8 protein-coding genes and 1 pseudogene are annotated in these 21106 nt (G+C 74.0%); all 9 read left to right on the forward strand.

Going from position 1 to position 21106, the window contains the following annotated elements; genetic code table 11:
• Positions 1-36: 36 nt before the first annotated feature.
• Positions 37-1011: pseudogene (locus DER29_RS31700) on the forward strand (TauD/TfdA family dioxygenase); the annotation flags it as partial.
• Between the two features lie 125 nt (positions 1012-1136).
• Positions 1137-7649 (forward strand): non-ribosomal peptide synthetase, encoded by a 6513-nt coding sequence (locus tag DER29_RS31705; RefSeq protein WP_121401478.1) that lies wholly within the window; start codon positions 1137-1139, stop codon positions 7647-7649.
• The gene (locus DER29_RS31710; protein ID WP_121401287.1) at positions 7646-14767 is read left to right on the forward strand and encodes a non-ribosomal peptide synthetase; all 7122 of its coding nucleotides are present in this window, start codon (positions 7646-7648) and stop codon (positions 14765-14767) included. Before DER29_RS31705 ends, DER29_RS31710 begins: the two co-directional genes overlap by 4 nt.
• 59 nt (positions 14768-14826) lie before the next feature.
• Positions 14827-15717 carry an acetaldehyde dehydrogenase (acetylating) gene (locus DER29_RS31715; RefSeq protein WP_121401288.1) on the forward strand — a complete coding sequence of 297 codons (891 nt, stop codon included), beginning with the start codon at positions 14827-14829 and terminating at the stop codon, positions 15715-15717.
• Positions 15714-16745 (forward strand): 4-hydroxy-2-oxovalerate aldolase, encoded by a 1032-nt coding sequence (gene dmpG, locus DER29_RS31720; protein ID WP_121401289.1) that lies wholly within the window; start codon positions 15714-15716, stop codon positions 16743-16745. The genes DER29_RS31715 and dmpG overlap by 4 nt, the downstream gene beginning before the upstream one ends.
• Before the next feature lie 40 nt (positions 16746-16785).
• Complete coding sequence (locus DER29_RS31725) at positions 16786-17772, forward strand: class I SAM-dependent methyltransferase (protein WP_121401290.1); 987 nt, start codon at positions 16786-16788, stop codon at positions 17770-17772.
• A gap of 71 nt (positions 17773-17843) precedes the next feature.
• Positions 17844-18557: a 2-keto-4-pentenoate hydratase gene (locus DER29_RS31730; protein WP_148710157.1), complete on the forward strand. Its 714-nt coding sequence runs from the start codon at positions 17844-17846 to the stop codon at positions 18555-18557.
• Between the two features lie 159 nt (positions 18558-18716).
• On the forward strand, positions 18717-20012 hold the full coding sequence (locus DER29_RS31735; RefSeq protein ID WP_121401292.1) for an aspartate aminotransferase family protein: 1296 nt from the start codon (positions 18717-18719) through the stop codon (positions 20010-20012).
• Positions 20013-20044: 32 nt separating this feature from the next.
• On the forward strand, positions 20045-20971 hold the full coding sequence (locus tag DER29_RS31740) for an ornithine carbamoyltransferase (RefSeq protein ID WP_121401293.1): 927 nt from the start codon (positions 20045-20047) through the stop codon (positions 20969-20971).
• The last annotated feature ends 135 nt before the right edge of the window (positions 20972-21106 follow it).

A 21106-nucleotide genomic window follows, 5' to 3' on the forward strand; every position in this document is an offset into this window, starting at 1 on the left:
GCGTGACCGGCAGCCCAGAGGCCGACAGGAGAAGCGATGAGTACGCCCCGGATGACGGTGCCGCCGCTGCCGCGCGGGCCGGCCGAGAAACCGCTTCCGTTCGTCCTGACCGCCGGCACGCCGGGGGAGCCGATCGGCGGGCGGCTGGCCGCCGACCGGGCCGCGATCCGGGGCCGGCTGCGTGAGCACGGGGCCGTCCTGCTGCGCGGGTTCGACGTCGGCGGGGTGGCCGGCTTCGAGGGGGTGGTCCGGGCGCTCTCCGGTGAGCCGTTGGACTACGCCGAGCGCTCGTCGCCCCGCAGCACCATCCAGGGGCGGGTCTACACCTCGACGGACTTTCCGCCGGCCGAGGAGATCTTCCTGCACAACGAGAACTCCTACCAGGCCGACTGGCCCATGACGCTCTACTTCTACTGCCTGCGCACGCCGGCCACCCTGGGGGCCACCCCGCTCGCCGACACCCGCCTGGTGCGCCAGCGCATCGACCCGGCGGTGTCCGCCGAGTTCATCGCCCGGGGCTGGCTCGTGGTGCGCAACTTCCACGAGGGCTTCGGTGTGCCCTGGCAGCGGGCGTTCAACACCGACGACCGCGACGAGGTGGCGCGCTACTGCGGCCGCAGCGGCATCGAGGTGGAGTGGACCGGCTCGGGGCTGCGTACCCGCGCCCGACGCGATGCCGTGCACCGGCACCCGGGGACCGGTGAGCTGCTCTGGTTCAACCACGTGACCTTCTTCCACGTGACCACGCTGGCCGAGGAGGTCTGCGCCGGGCTGCGGGAACTGTTCGACGAGACCGAGCTGCCCACGAACACCTACTACGGCGACGGCGGGCGGATCCCGGACGACGTGGTGGCCCACCTGCGGGACTGCTACCGGGCGGCCCAGCGGCGCTTCGACTGGCAGCGCGACGACGTCCTGGTGGTGGACAACATGCTCGCCGCGCACGCCCGGGAACCGTTCACCGGCGACCGCAGGATCGCCGTGGCGATGGCCGAGCCGTACCGCGCGGCGCTCGCGGCGGCCGGCGCCGCCCACGGCAACTCCCCACGGCATCGCAGCGATGCCCGGCCAGGACACGGAGGCGAAGACTGATGGCAGACGGCGACAGCCGGTACGTCGGCACCGGCGGGGCGGTGCTGCCCGATCACGAGGACGGCCATGCCGTGTCGTCGGCGCAGGAACAGCTCTGGTTCGTCGACCAGCTGCGCTCCGGTGCCAGCGAGTATCTCCTGCACCAGGCGGTACGGGTGCGCGGCCCACTCGACACCACCGCGCTGCGGGCCGCGCTGACCGGGATCGGCGCGCGGCACGAGATCCTGCGGACCCGCTACGACACCGTGGACGGGCGTGCCGTGCAGGTGATCGACCCGCCCGGCCCGGTCGACATCGACCTCGTCGACCTGGGCGACCCGCCGGCCGGCGACCGGGACAGCCGCCTCGACGAGGCACTGGAGGCGGCCCTCGACGCCCCGTTCGACCTGCGCAAGGACGCACCGCTGCGGGCCCGGCTGATCCGTCTCGCGGCGGACGACCACGTCCTGCTGTTCGTGGTGCACCACATCGCCTTCGACGGCTGGTCCTGGGGCGTGCTCGCCAGGGAACTGCACGCCCTCTACGGGGCGTCCGTCACCGGCCGGCCCGGCCCGCTGCCGCCGCTGCCCGTGCAGTACGCGGACTTCGCCGCCTGGCAGCGCGAGAACTGGCTGTCGGGGCCGCACGTCGACGCCCAGGTCGGCTACTGGCGGGAGCGGCTGTCCGGGCTCGCTCCGCTGGACCTGCCGACCGACCGGCCCCGGCCCGCGCACTGGCAGGCCGCCGGCGACGGCCTCACCTTCACCGTGCCGGCGGACCTGGCGACCGCCCTGACCCGGCTCGGCGCGGACCGGGGCGCCACCCCCTTCATGGTCTTCCTCGCCGCCTTCCAGCTCCTGCTCGGCCGCTACGCCGGTCAGACCGACGTGGCGGTCGGGGTGTCGGTGGCCGGGCGGCACGAGGTCGAGCTGGAGGACCTGATCGGCCTCTTCGTCAACACCGTCGTGCTCCGGGCCGACCTGGCCGCCCCGGCGTGCTTCCTCGACCTGCTCGACCAGGTCCGCGGCACCACCCTGGACGCCTACGACAACCAGCAGGTGCCGTTCGACCGGATCGTCGCCGAGCTGTCCCCGGAGCGGGACCTGTCCCGCAACCCGCTGTTCCAGGTGGGGTTCGGGCTGCACAACGCCGACCGGGCACCCTTCGCCCTGCCCGGCCTGGCCGTCACCGAGCAGCCCACCTCGTGGACCTCGGCCGCGTTCGACCTCTCCCTGCAACTGGTGGGGCGACCGGACGGCTCGTACCACGGGGAGGTGGTCTTTCCCACCGCGCTGTTCGACGGCCCCCGGGTGCACCGCATGGTCGCCAACTACCTGCAACTGCTGACCGTCGTCGTCGCCGCCGGCCAGGTCCCCCTGGACGAGCTGGACCTGCTGGCCCCCCGGGAGCGCCGGGAGGTGCTCGGCGGGTGGAGCCGGGGCGCCGACCGGGCCGCGGGTCCGCGGCTGCCGGAACTCTTCCTCGCCCAGGCGGCGGCGACCCCCGACGCGACCGCGCTGATCGCCGACGACGGCACCGAGGTCGGCTACGCCGAGCTGGCCGGACGCGCCCGGAAGCTCGCCGCGCACCTGCACACCGTCGGGGTCCGCGTCGGCACCCCGGTCGGGGTCGCGGTGCACCGTGGACCGGACCTGGTGACCGCGCTGCTCGGGGTGCTGCTCGCCGGCGGCGTCTACGTGCCCCTCGCCCCCGACCAGCCGGTGGGCCGGCTGGAGTTCATGGCGGCCGACGCCGGGGTGTCGGTGCTGGTCACCGAATCGGCCCTGCGGGGCCTGCTGTCGGCCGGTGACGCCCCGGTGGTGCTCGTCGACGCCGGCAACGACACCGGAACCGCCGCCGGCAACGACACCGGGGCCGACGCCGGCCAGGACACCGGGGCCGACGCCGGTCGCGGCGACGGCGCCGCGGCCTGGTCGCCGCCGGCCACCGACCCCGACGCCGCCGCCTACGTCATGTACACCTCCGGATCGACCGGCCGGCCCAAGGGGGTCGTGGTCACCCACGCCGGTATCCGCAACCGGGTGCTGTGGTCGGTCGAGCAGTACCGGCTCACGGCCGCCGACCGGGTGCTCCAGAAGACCGCCCTCGGCTTCGACGCCTCCATGTGGGAGTTCCTGGCGCCACTGGTCAGCGGCGGCGCGGTCGTGCTGGCCGCCCCGGACGCCCACCGCGACCCGGGCGCGATGCTGCGGGCGGTGCGGGCACACGACGTCACGGTGCTGCAACTGGTGCCGTCCGTGCTGCGGGTGTTGCTGCACGAATCCGACCTGTCCGGGTGTGCCGCGCTGCGGGTGGTCTGCTCCGCGGGGGAGCCGTTGCCGGCGGCGCTCTGCGAGCAGCTTCACGCCCTGCTGGCCGTGGAGATCTGGAACACCTACGGCCCCACCGAGTGCGCGATCGACGCGACCGCCTGGCGTTACCGCGGCGACGAGGGAACCGGGACCGTGCCGATCGGCGCGCCGCTGCCGGGCTGCACCGTCCTGGTCCTCGACGCCGGCGACCGGCCGGTGCCGGTCGGGGTGGCCGGTCAGCTCTGCCTCGGCGGGGTCGGCCTGGCGCGAGGCTACCTGGGGCGGCCCGCCCTGACCGGGGAGCGGTTCACCCCCAACCCGTACGGCACCACACCGGGCGAGCGCCTGTACCGGACCGGGGACCTGGCCCGGTGGCGCGACGACGGCAGCCTGGAGTACCTGGGCCGCCTCGACCACCAGGTCAAGCTGCACGGGGTACGCATCGAGCCGGGCGAGGTCGAGGCGGCCCTGCGGCGGCACCCGAGCGTCGACGCGGCGGTGGTGACCCTGCACCGGCCGCCGTCGGGCGACGCCGAGCTGGTCGCGTACGTGGTCCCCGCCGGCGGTGCCCGGATCGATCCGGACAGCCTGCGCGACGCGCTCGCCGACCGGCTGCCCGCCGCGATGGTCCCCTCCACCGTGATCAGCCTGGAGACCCTTCCGCTGACCGCGAACGGCAAGCTGGACCGGGCGGCCCTGCCGGCGCCCGACGGCCCCCGCCCCGGTGCCGACCGGAGGTACCTGCCGCCGGCCACCGACACCGAACGGGTCGTCGCCGGGATCTGGGCGGAGCTGCTCGGCGTCGAACGGATCGGCCGGGACGACAACTTCTTCACCCTCGGCGGCCATTCCATGCTCGCCATCCGGGGCGTGCTCCGGGTGCGCCGGGCACTCGACGTGGAGCTGACCGTCGGGCAGCTCTTCACCGCCCCCACCGTCGCCGCGCTCGCCGCCCTGGTCGACGAGGCCCGCCCCGGCGCCGGCGGGTCCACCGACGAGCCGGCCGACACGGCGATCCGACCGGTGGCGCGGGACGGGGACCTGCCGCTCTCCCTCGGCCAGCGCCGGATGTGGTTCCTGGACCAGCTCGAACCGGGCAGCCTCGAATACCTGATCCCGATCTCGATGCGGCTGACCGGCCCGTTCGACGTGGCGGTGTTCCGGCGGGCGGTGGACGAGGTCATCGACCGGCACGAGATCCTGCGCACCCGCTACCGCTCGATCGGCGGCGAGCCGGCGCAGGTGGTCGACCCGCCGGGACCGGTCGGGTGGGAGCTGATCGACCTCAGCGGCGCGCCGGACGTCGTCGAGGGTGCCGAGGTGCTGCTGCGGGTCGCGGCCAGCCGGCCCTTCGACCTGGCCACCGAACGCCCGATCCGGGCCCAGGTGATCCGGGTCGCCGCCGACGAGCACCTGGTCGCGCTGACCCTGCACCACATCGCGTTCGACGTCTGGTCGATGGAGATCCTCCTGCGCGAACTCGACACCCTCTACCGCAGGTACGCGCGGGGCGGCGCCGCCGCCGTCCTTCCCGACCTGCCCGTGCAGTACGCGGACTTCGCGGCCTGGGAGGCGGCCCGCCAGGACAGCCCGGAACTGGACGCGCAGCTCGCCTACTGGTCCCGGCAGCTGGCCGGGTCGACCCCGCTGGAGCTGCCCACAGACCGGCCCCGCCCGGCGCTGCGGGACCCGGCCGGGGACAACGTCGTCGTCGACGTGCCGACCGACGTCGGGCGGGCGCTGGCCGAGCTGGGCAACCGGGAGGGCGCCACCCTGTTCATGGTGCTGTTGGCGGCCTTCCAGATCATGCTCGGCCGGTACGCCCGGCAGCGCGACGTGGCCGTCGGCACCCCCGTCGCCGGCCGGACCCGGCAGGAGACCGAGGACCTGCTCGGCTTCTTCGTCAACAACCTGGTGATGCGCGCCGAGCTGGTCGACGACCAGCCCTTCGCGGTCCTGCTCGACCAGGTGCGCCGCACCGTGACGGACGCGTTCCGCAATCAGGACGTCGCCTTCGAGCGGCTGGTCGACGCGCTGCGGCCGGACCGGGACCTGTCCCGCAACCCGCTGTTCCAGGTGATGTTCGAACTGCAACACCTGGAACGGATGACCCCGACCCTCGGCTCGACCACCATCGAGCACGTCGACAGCGCCTGCCCGGTGGCCAAGTTCGACCTCACCCTCTCCGTGGAGCAGCACCCGGACGGCCGGCTGCGCTGCTGGTTCGAGTACGCCACCGCGCTCTGGGACCGCTCCACCGTCGAGCGGATGGCCGGGCACTACCTGCACCTGCTCGCCCAGGTGGCGACCGCGCCGGGAACCGCCCTGCGTGACCTGACCCTGCCCACCGGCGCGGAGCGGGCGTACCTCGTCGGGCCGTGGGCCGGCGAGCCGGCCGGGCCGCTGGGCGACGCCGGATTGGCCGGCGCCGGCGTGGTGGAGCTGTTCGGCCGGCGGGTCCGGCAGCACCCGGACGTCGTGGCGGTGGAGTTCGACGGCCGGCGGCTGACTTTCGCCGAGCTGGACACCCGGGCCAACCGGCTCGCCCACCACCTGCGCGGACTCGGGGTACGCCCGGAGGTCCCGGTCGCGGTCTGCCTCGAACGCGGCCTGGAGGTGGTGGTCACGCTGCTCGCGGTGCTCAAGGCGGGCGGGGTGTACCTCCCGGTCGACCCGGACCACCCCACCGAGCGGCTGCGTTTCATGCTCGCCGACGCGGGCGCCGCGGTGGTGGTCACCGAGGCGCGCTTCGCCGACCGGGTCGCCGCCGACGGCGTGGCCGTGGTCGCCGTGGACGCCGACCGGGCGGTGATCGCCGGTCGGGACGCCACCGCGCCGGACCCGTCGACCGGGTCGGACGATCTCGCCTACGTCATCTACACCTCGGGCTCCACGGGCCGGCCCAAGGGCGTGATGATCCCGCACGGCGCGTACGCCCACCACTGCGAGGTCATCGCCCGCGCGTACGACATCGAGCCCGGCGACCGGGTGGTGCTGCTCTCCGCGCTCACCTTCGACGTGGCCATGGACGGCATGATGGCCACCCTGCTGGCCGGGGCGACCCTGGTGGTCAGCGACCCGGTCTTCTGGAGCCCGGCCGAGCTGCCGGACCGGCTCGCCCGGCACCGGATCACCCACATGGAGATCACCCCCGCCTACTACCGGGAGGTGATGGACGCCCTGCCGGCCGGCGACGACCGGCTGCGGCACCTCAAGCTGATGAACGTCGGCAGCGACGTGGTCACCGTCGCCGACGCCCGGCGCTGGGCGGCCACCGGGCTGCCCGGCCGGTTCCTGGTCAACTACGGCCCGACCGAGGCGACCGTCACCTGCCTGCTGCACCCGGTCACCGGCGACCCGCCCGGCGAGCGGACCGAGGCGCTGCCGATCGGCCGCCCGGTCCCCGGCACCCGCGCCTACGTGGTCGACGAGCACCTGAACCTCGTACCGGTCGGGGTGCCCGGTGAGCTGCTGATCGGCGGGGCACGGCTGGCCCGGGGCTACCTGGACCGGCCCGCGCTGACCGCCGACCGGTTCGTGCCCGACCCGTTCGGCGACGGCTCCGGCGGCCGGCTCTACCGCAGCGGCGACCTGGTCCGGTACCGGCCGGACGGGACGATCGAGTTCCTCGGCCGGATCGACCAGCAGGTCAAGATCCGGGGCTTCCGGATGGAGCTCGGCGAGATCGAGTCGGCCCTGGCCGAGCACCCGGCGGTCCGCGCGGTCGCGGTGGTGGCCCGCGAGACCCAGCCGGGGGAGAAGGGCCTGGTGGCCTACCTGGTCTGCCGGGACGGCACCCCGCCGGCGGTCGCCGAACTCCGGGCCCACCTGCGGGACCGGCTGCCGGACTACATGGTGCCGGCCCAGTGGATGGTGCTGGACGCACTGCCGTTGACCACCAGCAAGAAGGTCGACCGCCGGGCACTGCCCGCCCCGACACCCGTCCGCGCCGGCACCGGCCGGGCGTACGAGGCACCCCGTACCCCGCTGGAGGAGGCCGTGGCCGACATCTGGGCCACCGTGCTGGAGGTCGACCGGGTCGGCGTCCACGACGACTTCTTCGACCTCGGCGGTCACTCGCTGCTCGCCACCCGGGTGCTCGCGCACCTGCGGCAGAGCTTCGACCTCGACCTGCCGCTGCGCCTGCTGTTCGAGCAGACGACCGTGGCCGACCTCGCCGACGCGGTGCACACGGCCATCGAAAACGAGATCTCACGGCTTTCCGACGCCGAGGTGGCGGAACTGCTGAAGGAGGGCAACCTGTGACCGCCAGCCACACCCCGAGCGCGTCCCCGCGACAGGAACTGCTCCAGCGGCGCCTGCGCGGTGCCGGTCTGTCCCGCCGCGCCGACACCATCGCCCCGGCGCCCCGCACCGGCCCGCTGCCGCTGTCCTTCGGGCAGCACCGGCTCTGGGTGCTCGACCAGTTGCAGCCCGGCGGCGCCGGATACCTGATGTCCGTCGGCCTACGGCTGCGCGGCACGCCGCACTCCGCCGCGCTGCGCCGGGCGTTGACCGAACTGGTCGCCCGGCACGAGATCCTGCGGACCCGGTACGTCGTCGTCGACGGTGAGCCGGCACAGGTCGTCGGCCCGCCGGCCCCGGTCGAGCTGACGGTGACCGATCTCGGCCACACCGACCGGGAGACGGCCCGGCAGCGCCTCACCGAGCTGCTCGGCGCGCCGGACCCGGTCGACCTGGCCGCCGGCCCGGCGTTGCGGGCCCGGCTGGTCCGGCTCGCCGAGGACGAGCACGCCCTGGTGCTCACCATGCACCACATCTCCTCCGACGGCTGGTCCGAGGGGATCATCCTCCGCGAACTGGCCGCCCTGTACGACGCGTACGTCGCCGGCCGGCCCTCCCCGCTGGCCCCGCTGCCCATCCAGTACGCGGACTTCGCGGTCTGGCAGCGGGCCCGGTTCGCCGGGGACCGGCTGGACCGGCAGGTCGAGCACTGGCGGGACCGGCTGGCCGGGCTGAGGCCGTTGGAGCTGCCGACCGACCGGCCCCGGCCGCCGGTGTGGAACCCGGCCGGCGGGCTGGTCACCTTCACGGTGCCGGCCGCCGTCGCCGGCCGGCTGCGGGAGCTGGGCCGGGCGTCGAACGCCACCCCGTTCATGGTGCTGCTGGCCGCGTTTCAGCTCCTGCTGGCCCGCTACACCGGGCAGACCGACGTCGCGGTGGGCACCCCGGCCGCCGGCCGGGAGCGCCTGGAGGTGCACGGTCTGGTCGGACTCTTCCTCAACACGCTGGTGCTGCGGACCGACCTGTCCGGCGAGCCGAGCTTCGTCGAGGTGCTGGCCCGGGTCCGGGAGGCGGTGCTGGACGCGCAGTCGCACCAGGACGTGCCGTTCGAGCGGATCGTGGACGCGCTGTCCCCGCAGCGGGACCTGTCCCGCAACCCGCTGTTCCAGACCATGTTCCTCTTCGAGGAGGGCGGGTCGGCCCGCTTCGACGCGGGCGGCCTGGTGGGGGAGGAGCTGTCCGCCGGTCCCACCACGGCGAAGTTCGACCTGACGCTCGGGCTGGTCGAGGAGGCGGACGGCTCCCTCTCCGGCGGGGTGGACTTCCCGACGGCGTTGTTCGACGACGCGACCGTGCGGCGACTGGCCGGGCACTACCGGCAGCTGCTGAGCGCCGTCGTCACCGACCCGGACGCCCCGGTCACCCGGCTGCCCATGCTCACCGACACCGAGACGGCCCAACTCGCGGCCTGGAACGACACCGCCGTCGAGCACCCCCACCACACCCTGACGGAGCTGCTGGACGCGCAGGCGGCCCGTACGCCCGACGCGGTCGCGCTGCGCTTCGACGGCGAGGAGCTGTCGTACCGCCGGTTGCACGCCGAGGCCGGCGTCCTCGCGCGGCGCCTGCGCGACGCCGGGGTCGGCCCGGAGTCCGTCGTGGCCGTCTGCCTGCCCCGCGGCCTGGACCTGATGCGGGCGCTGGTGGCGGTCCTGAAGGCCGGCGCCGCCTACCTGCCGCTGGACCCGGACCTCCCGGCGCAGCGCCGCGCCTTCATGGTGCGCGACTCCGGCGCCCGCCTGGTGGTCACCGAGGACTTCCTGGCCGCCGAGGACCGGGCGTCCCCCGCCGGCGATCCGTCGCCGTCGGAGCGGATCACGCCCGGGCACGCCGCCTACCTCATCTACACGTCCGGGTCGACCGGCCGGCCCAAGGGCGCCCTGATCGAGCACGGCGCGATCGTCAACCGCCTGCTGTGGATGCAGGACGCCTACCGCCTCGACGCCTCGGACCGGGTGTTGCAGAAGACGCCCGTCGGGTTCGACGTGTCGGTGTGGGAGCTCTTCTGGCCGCTGATCACCGGCGCGACGCTGGTCCTCGCCCGCCCCGGCGGGCACCGCGACCCGGCATACCTGGCCGAGACGATCCGGACGGAGGGGATCACCACCCTCCACTTCGTGCCGTCGATGCTGCGGGCCTTCCTGGCCGAGCCCGTCGGGGCGCTGCCGTCCCTGCGGCGACTGATCTGCAGCGGCGAGGCGCTGCCGGCCGAGCTGGCCGCCAAGGTGCACGAGCGGATCGGCTGCGAGCTGCACAACCTGTACGGCCCGACGGAGACCGCGGTCGACGTCACCGCGACGCGGTGCGAGCCCGGCGAGCCGGTCACCATCGGCCGCCCGATCGCCAACACCACCGCCCACATCGTCGACGCGGCCCTGCGGCCCACCCCGGTCGGCGTCCCCGGCGAGCTGCTGATCGGTGGCGTGCAGCTCGCCCGGGGCTACCTCGGCCGGGCGGCGCTGACCGCCGAACGGTTCGTCCCCGACCCGTTCGCCACCGTGCCGGGGCGGCGCCTGTACCGCACCGGTGACCTGGCCCGCTACCGCCCCTGCGGCAGCATCGAGTACCTCGGCCGGATCGACGACCAGGTGAAGATCCGGGGTCAGCGCATCGAGCTCGGCGAGGTCGAGGCCGTGCTGCACGAGGCTCCCGGCGTCACTGCGGCGGCGGTGGCCGTCCACGACGGGCAGCTCGTCGGCCACCTCGTCGGGCCGGAGACCGTCGACCGGGTGCGCGCGTACCTGCTGGCTCGGCTGCCGGACGCGATGGTCCCGGCGCGCTGGACGATCCTGCCCGCCCTGCCGCTGACCGCCAGCGGCAAGGTGGACCGCCGCGCCCTGCCGGCGCCCGACCCGGTGCCGGGCGCGGGGAGCGACGGCCACGTCGCCCCGCGCGACGAGACCGAGAAGCGGATAGCCGACGCGTTCGGCGTGGCGCTCGGCATCGACACGGTCGGTGTGACGGACAGCTTCTTCCTGCTCGGCGGCGACTCGATGCGGGCGATCCGGATGGTGGGGCTGCTGCGTGCGGCCGGCCTCGCGGTGTCGGTCCAGGACCTGTTCACGCACCAGAGCGTGGCCGAGCTGGCGGGCGTGGTCGGGCGGACCGGGCCGGCCGAGGAGGCGGAGTCGACCGTCGGCCGGTTCGCGCTGGTGGGCGACGCGGACCGCAGCCGGCTGCCGGACGGGCTCGTCGACGCCTATCCGATCACCCAGAACCAGGCGGGCATGCTGTTCGAGATGCTCTCCGGCGGCGACCGGCCGGTCTACCGCAACGTCTCCTGCTACGGGATCACCGACCAGCTGCCCTTCTCGCTGGACGCGCTGCGGGAGGCCGGCCGGCTGCTCACGGACCGGCACGAGATCCTGCGTACGTCGTTCGACCTGTCCGGCTACTCCGAGCTGATGCAGCTCGTCCACGCGTCGGTGGACCTGCCGATCGGCTACGACGACCTGCGCGGGCTGCGGCCCGACGAGCAGGAGGAGGCGGTACGCGCGCACCTGCGGGCCGAGCGCGTCCGGCCGTTCGACATCACCACGGCGCCGCTGCTGCGCTACCACGTGCACCAGCTCGGCGACTCCGAATGGCGACTGACCCACTCGGAGAGCCACGCCATCCTCGACGGCTGGAGCCACACCTCCACGGTGGCGATGCTGATCTCGTTGTACCGGACGCTGCGCCGCGACGAGCGGCCCGACCTGCCGCCCCCGCCAGCGGTGCGCTTCGCCGACCTCGTCGCCCGCGAGCGCGAGTCCCTCGCCTCGGCGACGGACCGCGGCTTCTGGGCGGCGATCGTCGCCGGGTCGGACCGGCTCGAACTCCCGCCGGAGTGGGGCACCGGGTCGGACGCCCCGGCGACCGTCATCGAGGTGCCGTGGGCCGACCTGCGTCCCGCACTGCGCCGCCTCTCCGCCGCCGCCGGCACCTCCCTGAAGAGCGTGCTGCACGCCGCGCACCTCAAGGTGATGAGCATCGTCACCGGCCGGCAGCGGTTCTTCAGCGGCCTGCTCTGCAACGGCCGGCCCGAGCGGCTGCGCGGCGACGAGGTGTTCGGCATGTACCTCAACACGGTGCCGTTCGCCGCCGACACCTCCGCCCGTACCTGGCGGGCCCTGGTCCAAGCCGTCTTCGCCGGCGAGGCGCGCCTCTGGCCGCACCGCCGCTACCCGCTGCCGACCATGCAACGCCAGTGGGGCAACGGCACGCCGCTGCTGCGGGTCGGCTTCTCGTACCTGGACTTCCACGTGCTCGACGGCCCCGCCGAGTCGGTCGAGATGGTCGACGACTTCAGCCCGAGCAGCGTCGGGCTGGACGTGTGGACGTTCCCGGGAGTCCTGCGGCTGGGCGCCCGGCCCGCCGACATCGACCGGCCGTACCTCGAACTGCTGGCCCGGACCTACCGGCACGTGCTGGAGGCGATGGCCGCCGACCCGGACGGCGACACGGACGTCGGGCTGAGCGCCGCCGACCGGGCCTGGGCGGTCGAGGCGAACCAGCCCGTCGAGCGGTTCCCGGCGGAACCGTTCGTCCACGACCTCGTCGTCGCGCGCGCTGCCGCCGCGCCCGCCGCGGTGGCGCTGCGGCACGGCGACGCCACGCTCACCTACGGGCAGTTGGACGACCGGTCCGACCGCCTCGCCGCGCGCCTGGCAGAGCTGGGCGTCCGGGCCGACACGGTCGTCGGCATCCACCTGCCCCGCGGGATCGACCTCATCGTCGCGATGCTGGCCGTCCTCAAGGCCGGCGGGGCGTACCTGCCGCTCGATCCGGCCTACCCCGCCGAGCGGGTCGGCGACATGATCCGCGACGCGGCGCCCGTGGTGGTGCTGACCGACGGCGACCTCGCCCCGGGGCTGCCGCGCACGACCGCGACGGTGCTGGTCGCCGACCTCGCGAACGGCCGACCCCGGGCGGCCTACCCGCCGGCGGTACGGCTCAGCGGGGACAACCTCGCCTACGTCATCTACACGTCGGGCTCCACCGGACGGCCCAAGGGCGTCGCGGTCACCCACCGCAGCGTGCTCAACTTCTGCCACGCCCAGCGGCGGGTCCTGACCGCCCACGCCGGGGACGAGGTGCTCCAGTTCGCCTCGCCCAGCTTCGACGCGTCGGTCTGGGAGATCCTGCTGGCCCTCGCCAACGGCGCGACGCTGGTGCTGCCCCCGCCGGACGCCGACCCCGGTGACCTCCGCCGCCACGCGGCCGAGCTGACCCACATGACCCTGCCGCCGCCGCTGCTGGACCGCCTCGACCCGGCCGCCTTCCCGCGCCTGCGGGTGCTGGTCACCGGCGGCGAGGCGTGCACGGCCGACCAGGCGGCGCGATGGGCCGACCGGGTTCGGGTCCTGCACGCGTACGGACCCACCGAGACCACCGTGGTCGCCACCATCGCCGAGCTGCGGGCCACGGACACGGCACCGCCGCCGATCGGGCTCCCGCTGGACAACGTGCGCGCCTACGTCGTCGACGACGAACTGCGCCTGCTGCCCCCCGGCGTACGCGGGGAACTGGTGCTCGGCGGGGCGGGCGTCGTGCGCGGATACCTCAACCGGCCGGCACTCACCGCCGAGCGGTTCGTGCCGGACCCGTACGCGTCCCGGCCGGGCGAGCGCATGTACCGCACCGGCGACGTGGTCTCCCGCGACCCCGACGGCACCCTGCACTTCCACGGCCGCCGGGACCACCAGGTCAAGGTCCGCGGGTTCCGGATCGAGCTGGGCGAGATCGAGCAGGCCCTCGCCACCCACCCGGCGGTCGCCGCCGCCGTGGTCGCCGTGCACCGGGCCGGCACCCCGGACGCCTCGCTCGTCGCGTACGCCCGCCCCGCGAACGGCACCGCGGCGTCCGCGGCCGCGCTGCGCGACCACCTGCGTGAGCGGTTGCCGCAGCACCTCGTCCCGCACCACTACCTCTGGGTGGACGACTTCTCGTACACCCGCAACGGCAAGGTCGACCGGACCGCCCTCCCGGCGCCGGACGGCTCGCGGCCGGTGACCGACGTCGAGTACGTCGCGCCACGCTCGGACGTCGAGCAGCACATCGCCACCGCCTGGAGCGAGGCGCTCGGCATCGAGCGGATCGGTGTGCACGACGACTTCTTCGCGCTCGGCGGCCACTCGCTGGCGATGATGCGGCTGACCGCGACGCTGCGCAGCCGGCACGGCTACGAGCTGACCTTCGGCTCGTTCGTCGAACACCGCACCGTCGCCGGGCTGGCCGCGACACTTCAGGATCCGGCGGCGACGGCCGGCGCGATGATGTGGCTGCGGCGCGACGGCGACGGCCGGCCCCCGCTGTTCTGCGTGCACCCCGGTGGCGGCAGCGCCCACTGGTATCTACGCCTGGCCCCGCACCTGCCCCCCGGCCAGCCGGTGGCGGCGTTCGAATGGCCGGGCCCGCACCCGGAGGGCACGCCCACCACGGCGCAGATGGCCGAACGCTACGGCGACGAACTCCGCCGGGCCCAACCGCACGGCCCGTACCGGCTGTTCAGCTGGTGCGGTGGCAGCGGCATCGCCAGCGAGATGGCCCACCGGCTGGTCGAGGACGGGCACGAGGTGACGCTGATCCTGCTCGATCCGGGCCTGGACATCCACACCCGCGCCGACGCCTGGAACGAGCTCGCCCTCATCCGCCGCCTCGAACTGCTGCTGGCGGAGGTGGGCACCGGCGGCGACGAGGCCGACACGCCGGAACGCCGCCGGGAGATCCTCGACCTGCTCGAGCACCTCGTGGACGACGTCGACGAGGAGACCGGCATCGCGCTGCCCGAGCGCGGCGTGGGGGACTCGTGGCCGCGGCAGGTCCGGATCTGGCGCGAGGTCATGGAGGTCGACGTCGAGTACCGGCAGCGCCCCTGGCCGGGGCGGCTGGAACTGATCGTCAGCGACGAGCTCGCCGACGGCCGGCACGAGGTCACCTCCGGCCAGAGCTACCCGGACTACCTGGCGCGCTGGAAGGAGCTCTGCACCGGCGGCGTGCGGGTCCACCGGGTGCCGGGCGACCACTTCAGCGTCATCAAGCCGCCGCACGTCACCAGGCTCGCCCGCGTCATCGCCGACGTGCTGGGTGAGGGCTGACCGTTGTCACGGATGCCGGCCGCGCCCGACGGGCGCGGCCGGACGAGAGGAAGAACCGGATGAGTACCCACACGAGCCCGCCACCCCTACGGGTAGCCATCGTGGGCACGGGCAACATCGGAACCGACCTGCTGTTGAAGGTCGGGGCGTCCCCCCTGCTGGAGTGCGTCCTGTTCGCCGGACGCCGCGCCGGATCCCCCGGAATCGAGCTGGCCGAGCGCCACGGGGTGCCCACCAGCGTGGCCGGCATCGACGCCGTCGCCGCCCGCGCCGAACACGTCGACCTGGTCTTCGACGCGACCTCGGCCGACGACGCCACCCGCCACTGGTCGGTCGTCGCGCCCACCGGGCTGCCCTTCGTCGACCTCACGCCGGCGCACCTCGGCAAGTTCTGCGTGCCGGCCCTCAACCTCGACGACTGCCTCGACGAGCAGTACCTCAGCATGGTCACCTGCGGGGGACAGGCGGCGGTCCCGATGGCCCACTGCATGGCGGAGGCCGCGGAGGGCATCGACTACCTGGAGATCGTCTCGGCCAGCGCCTCGGCCACCGTCGGCCCCGCGTCCCGGGCCAACCTCGACGAGTACGTGCACACCACCGAGCAGGCGACCATCGAGTTCTGCGGCGTGCGGCGCACCAAGACCGTGCTGATCATCAACCCCGCCGACCCCGGCATCGTCATGCGCAACTCCATCTCGGTGACGAACGCCGAACGGCTCGACCTGGACGCCCTGCGCGCCTCCGTCGCCATGATGGAGAAGCTGATCAGGTCGTACGTGCCCGGCTACCGCGTCGTCGTCCCGCCGGTGGCGGTCGGTGACCGCACCACCATCGTCGTGGAGGTCGAGGGCCGGGGCGACTGGTTCCCGCGCTACGCCGGCAACCTCGACATCATCACCTGCGCCGCGCTCGCGGTGGCGGAGGCCCGGGCGGAACGGCGGCGGTCATGAGCGGCGCACCGAAACTCAGCATCTGCGACACGACCCTGCGCGACGGCAACCACGCGGTCGGCCACCAACTCGGCCGCGCGGACATCAGCGCGTACGCGCGGGCGGCCGAGGCGGCCGGCGTGGACGTCGTCGAGGTCGGCCACGGCAACGGGCTCGGCGCCTCGTCCATCCAGGTCGGCATGGCCGCGCTCAGCGACGCCGAGATGCTGCGGGCCGCCAAGGCCGAGCTGCGTACGGCCCGTCTCGGCGTGCTGTCCATCCCCGGGTTCGCCAGCGTCGAGCGCGACCTCAAGCCGGCGCTGGACTGCGGCGTGGACGAGGTCCGGGTCGGCGCGCACTGCACCGAGGCGGACGTCACCCGGCAGCAGGTCACGATGCTGCGGGCGTTGGGCGTCGCCGTCAAGGGAATGCTGTTGATGAGCCACATGGCCTCCGCGGCGAAGCTGGTGGAACAGGCCCGGCTCATGCAGGGCTACGGCGCCGAGGCGGTCATCCTGATGGACTCCGCCGGCGCGTACACGCCGGAGAAGGTCCGCGAGAAGGTCGGCGAGCTCGTCGAGAACCTCGACATCGCGGTCGGCTTCCACGCGCACAACAACCTCGGCATGTCGGTCGTCAACAGCATGGCGGCGATCGAGGCCGGGGCGACCATCGTCGACGTCACGGCGCGGGGCTTCGGCGCGGGCGCGGGCAACGCACCGATCGAGCTCGTCGCGGCCAACCTGCACGTCGGTCAGGTCGAGACCGACATCCAGCTCTTCGGCGCGCTCGACGCGGCCGACGTGGCACAGGAGCGTTTCGTCAAGCACGTGCCCACCAACGACAGCGTCACCATCGCCAGCGGGATCGCCGGCGTGTTCTCCGGGTTCGCCGCGCCGGTGCGGCGCGCGAGCGCCCGCTTCGGCGTCGACCCCCGCCGGATCCTGCTGGAGCTGGGCAACCGCCGGGTGGTGGCCGGCCAGGAGGACACCATCATCGAGGTCGCCATGTCGCTGGCCGCCGAGCAGGAGGCATCGAGCCAGGTGTGAGCGGTCGTCAGGGTTCACATCACAGGACGTAGGAGGAGCAATGCAACGCCATTCCCCGCTCGACGAGGCGGCCGACCTGGCCGCGGTCGCCGCGCTGCTGCAGATCGGCGCGGAGATCGGAGTGGACCGACTGCTGGACTCGGGCGGCACGTTCAGCGCCGCCGATCTGGCCAGGACCGCCGAGCTTCCGCAGGCCGGCGTGGACGACTACCTTGCCGCGCTGGTCGCCGCCGGGCTGGTGGTCGGCACGGACGTGCCGAACCGCTTCCAGGCGGCCGAGGACTACCCGGACCGGCGGTACGCGGCCGGATACGTGTCCTGGGCCATGAGCGCCAACGGCCCGTTCCTCGCCAACGCGCGGGAGTTCCTCACCGACCGCGACGCGGCCGCCCGGGTCCATCGCCGCGACGGGCGCCGGGTGGCGGTCAGTTCGCGGTGGATCGGCGAGCGGGCGTTCTATCCGCCGATCGTCGACCGGGTCGCCTCGGCCGGTGCCTCGCACGTGGCCGACCTCGGCGCCGGCGCCGGCGGACTGCTCATCGAGCTCCTCGGGCGGGACCCGGGGCGTACGGGTGTGGCGCTCGACAGCAGCGGCGCCGCGTGTGCCGCGGCGCGGGAGGCCGCCGCCGCCGCGGGGGTGGACGACCGGCTCAAGGTCGTCGAGCGTACGGTCCAGTCCCTCGCGGACGATCCCGGGCCGGTCGAGGGCGCGGACGCCGTGCTGGCGTGCTTCGTCATGCACGACATCGTGGCGGACGAGTCGGTGGCCAAGGCCGTGCTGGGCGCCTGCCGCGACGCACTCGCTCCGGGCGGGTTCATGGCGGTCGCCGACGCGGTCTCCTACGCGCCCGATCCGGCGGAGCGGAGGTTCAGCGCGCTCTTCACCTACCTGCACGCCAGCTTCATGCGGGTGACCCTCCCGACCGAGCGGCAGTGGCTGGACACGTTCCGGGCCGCCGGCTTCTCCGAGACCGGGTGCGTACCGCTCGGCGTGCCCGGCGGCCGGCTCTTCGTGGCGGCCAGGTAGTGGCCGCCACGCCGTCGCTGCACCGCGAACTCGCGGGGGAGCTCCGGACGGCGGCGCGGACCCTCCGTGCCGTGCCGCCGATCTCGGCCCGGCATCCGCAGCTCGACCTGGCGGACGCCTACGCCGTCCAGAGCGAGCTGCGCGAGCTGGAGCTGGCGGACGGCGCGGTCCTGGCCGGGCTCAAGATCGGTGCGACGAGCGAGGCGATCCAGTCGATGTTCGGCATCGACCATCCCGACTTCGGCTACCTGACCGACCGGATGGTGCTCGACGACGGTGCCGACCTCGACCTGGGCCGGTTCATCGCGCCGAAGGTCGAAGGCGAGATCGCGTTCCGGTTCGCGGCGGACCTCACCGGCCCGACCGTGACCGCGCAGGACGTGCTGGCCGCCACCGCGGAGGTCCTGCCGGCGCTGGAGGTGCTCGACAGCCGGATCCAGGACTGGCGGATCGGCCTCGTGGACACCGTCGCCGACAACGCCTCGTCGGCGTTGGCCGTCCTCGGCGCCGGCGTGCCGCCCGACACGACGGACCTGGCCGACGCGCGCATGGAGCTGCGTAGCCGCCACGGCGTGCAGGCGGGGCGGGGCCGCGCCGTGATGGGTCACCCGGCCGAGTCCGTGGCGTTTCTGGTCCGCATCCTGTCCGGGTTCGGCACCGGGATCCGGGCCGGGCAGCTCGTGCTCTCCGGTTCCTGGGCGGCGGCCGTGGACCTCGTACCGGGTGACACCGTGCGGGCCTCCTTCGGCGCCCTGGGTCAGGTCGCGCTGACCACCCGCGGCTGACGTGATCCGGGGTCCCGGAGGGCCCCGGCCCGTTCCGGTCTCGCCCCCGCACATGTCCCGGCCCGGCCGGGACCGATCGACCGCCCGCCGGTCGGGCAGCACGCACCCGACGACCTGTTCCGACGACGAGACGACTACCACCGAGGAGACCCCGGACCGATGACCATGCTGGTGGACGAGACCGTCCCGCCGCACAAGGCGGCCTACGACTTCTCCCTCTTCGAGGCGATGGAGTCGGAGGTGCGTTACTACTGCCGCAAGTTTCCGGTGGTGTTCGACCGGGCCCGGGGCGCCGAGCTCTACGCCGAGGACGGCCGGATGTTCACCGACTTCTTCTGCGGCGCCGGCACCCTGAACTACGGCCACAACCATCCCCACCTCAAGCGTCGCCTCACCGAGTACCTCGCCAGGGACGGCGTGATGCACGGCCTGGACATGTACACCGTGGCGAAGCGGACCTTCCTGAGCCGGCTCCGGGAACAGGTGCTGGCCCCGCGAGGGCTGGACCACAAGGTGCAGTTCTGCGGACCGACCGGCACCGACGCGGTGGAGGCGGCGCTGAAGGTGGCCCGCCGGGCCACGGGACGCCGTGGCGTCGTCTCCTTCACCGGGGCCTACCACGGTATGTCCCGCGGGTCGCTGGCGGTCAGCGGCGGCCGCCGGGCTCGCGCCGCCGGGCAGGTGGGCACGGCGGACGTGACGTTCGTGCCGTACGAGGACGGTCCGGCGGGGCCCTTCGACTCCATCGGCTACCTGGAGCGGATGCTGTCCGACCCGTCGTCGGGGCTGGACCTCCCGGCCGCGGTGATCGTCGAACCGTTGCAGATGGAGGGTGGGGTGTACCCGGCCTCGGCCGACTGGCTGCGCCGGCTGCGCGAGCTGACCACCCGGTACGGCGTCCTGCTCATCTTCGACGAGATCCAGTCCGGTTGCGGACGGACCGGCACGTTCTTCTGCTTCGAGCACGCCGGCGTGGTGCCGGACATCGTCACCGTCTCCAAGGCGATCGGCGGCTACGGGCTGCCGCTGTCGATGGTGCTGTTCCGACCGGCACTCGACGTCTGGTCGCCGGGGGAACACACGGGCACCTTCCGGGGCAACCAGCTCGCCTTCGTCGCCGGTGCCGCCGCCTGCGAACTCTGGGGCCAGGAAGGGTTCCGCACCACCGCCGCAGTCGGCGCGCGGCGACTGGAGCGCTTCGGCGCCGAACTGCGCGACAGCGAACCGGCGCTCGCCGTCCGGGGCCTGGGCATGGTCCTCGGCATCGACCTGCGGGCGGCCGGCGGCGCCGAGCGGGCCGACCGGATCCAGCGGCGCTGCTTCGAGACCGGGCTGATCGTCGAACTCTGCGGACGCGACGACGAAGTGATCAAGGTGATGCCGCCGCTCACCATCGACCTCGCCCGGCTGGAGCGGGGCCTCACCGTCCTGCACCGGGCCATCCAGGCCAGCTGACCGCCTCCCGTCACCGATCCCGGAGGACCCCGATGGACCGCCGTCCCCGCCGTCACCTGCTGTCGATACAGGACCTCGCCGACGCCGACCTACGGCATCTGGTGGCCCGCAGCGCCGACTACGCCGCCGGTCGGGTCCGCCCCGCCGACCGGTTGCGTGGCCTGGTCACGGCGGTCTACTTTCGCCGCACCTCGACCCGGACCCGCACCGCCTTCTCCAGCGGAGCCCTGCGGCTCGGCTCGCAGCTGATCAGCTACGGCCCCGGGGACCTGCAACTGAACACCGGTGAGACGGTCGGGGACACCACCCGGGTGCTGTCCGGGATGGTCGACCTGTTCGTCGCCCGGACCGCCGACCCGGTCGCCGAGCTGCGGGCCTTCGCCGCGCAGGACCGGATGGGGGTGATCAACGCGATGAGCGCCGAGGAGCACCCCACGCAGGCGCTGGCCGACCTGAGCACCATGACCCAGCGGTTCGGCCGGGTCGACGGGCTGCGGGTGCTCTACGTGGGGGAGGGCAACAACACCGCCGCCGCGCTCGCGCTCGCCCTCAGCCGGTTCACCGGGACGCGGCTGCACCTGCGCACGCCGCCCGGGTACGGGCTGGACCCGGGCGTCCTCGCCGCCGCCCGGGTGGCCGCCGGGCGGAGCGGCTCGTCGGTCACCGAGGCGCACCACATGTCGGACCTGCCGGAGGTCGACGTGGTCTACACCACCCGCTGGCAGACCACCGGCACCAGCAAGCCGGACCCGGACTGGCGGCGCGTCTTCGCGCCGTTCCGGGTCGACGAATCGGTCCTGGCGGCGAGCCCGCAGGCGGTGTTCATGCACGACCTGCCGGCGCACCGGGGCGAGGAGGTCACCGCCGAGGTGCTGGACGGTCCCCGCAGCATCGCCTTCGACCAGGCCAAGCACAAGATGTCCAGCGCCCAGGCCGCGTTGGAGTGGTGCGCCGGGTGAGCCCGACCGCCGGTCGGTGCGGTACCTGTCCGACCCGCACCACGGCAGCCCCGATGACGGGAGCGGGAGCACCGGCGGGCCGGTCGCCCTCGTCGCGTAGCGGATCGCCGCAGGTCGGAGGCGGTGCGCCAGCGC

Source organism: Micromonospora sp. M71_S20, from assembly GCF_003664255.1.
In the GTDB taxonomy this organism is placed as follows: Bacteria; Actinomycetota; Actinomycetes; order Mycobacteriales; family Micromonosporaceae; genus Micromonospora.

Excerpts from the sequence above, each read along its gene's own strand:
- DER29_RS31715 (WP_121401288.1), top strand. The coding sequence starts at position 14,827 with ATGAGTACCCACACGAGCCCGCCACCCCTACGGGTAGCCATCGTGGGC.
- dmpG (WP_121401289.1), top strand. The coding sequence starts at position 15,714 with ATGAGCGGCGCACCGAAACTCAGCATCTGCGACACGACCCTGCGCGAC.
- DER29_RS31725 (WP_121401290.1), top strand. The coding sequence starts at position 16,786 with ATGCAACGCCATTCCCCGCTCGACGAGGCGGCCGACCTGGCCGCGGTC.
- DER29_RS31735 (WP_121401292.1), top strand. The coding sequence starts at position 18,717 with ATGACCATGCTGGTGGACGAGACCGTCCCGCCGCACAAGGCGGCCTAC.
- DER29_RS31740 (WP_121401293.1), top strand. The coding sequence starts at position 20,045 with ATGGACCGCCGTCCCCGCCGTCACCTGCTGTCGATACAGGACCTCGCC.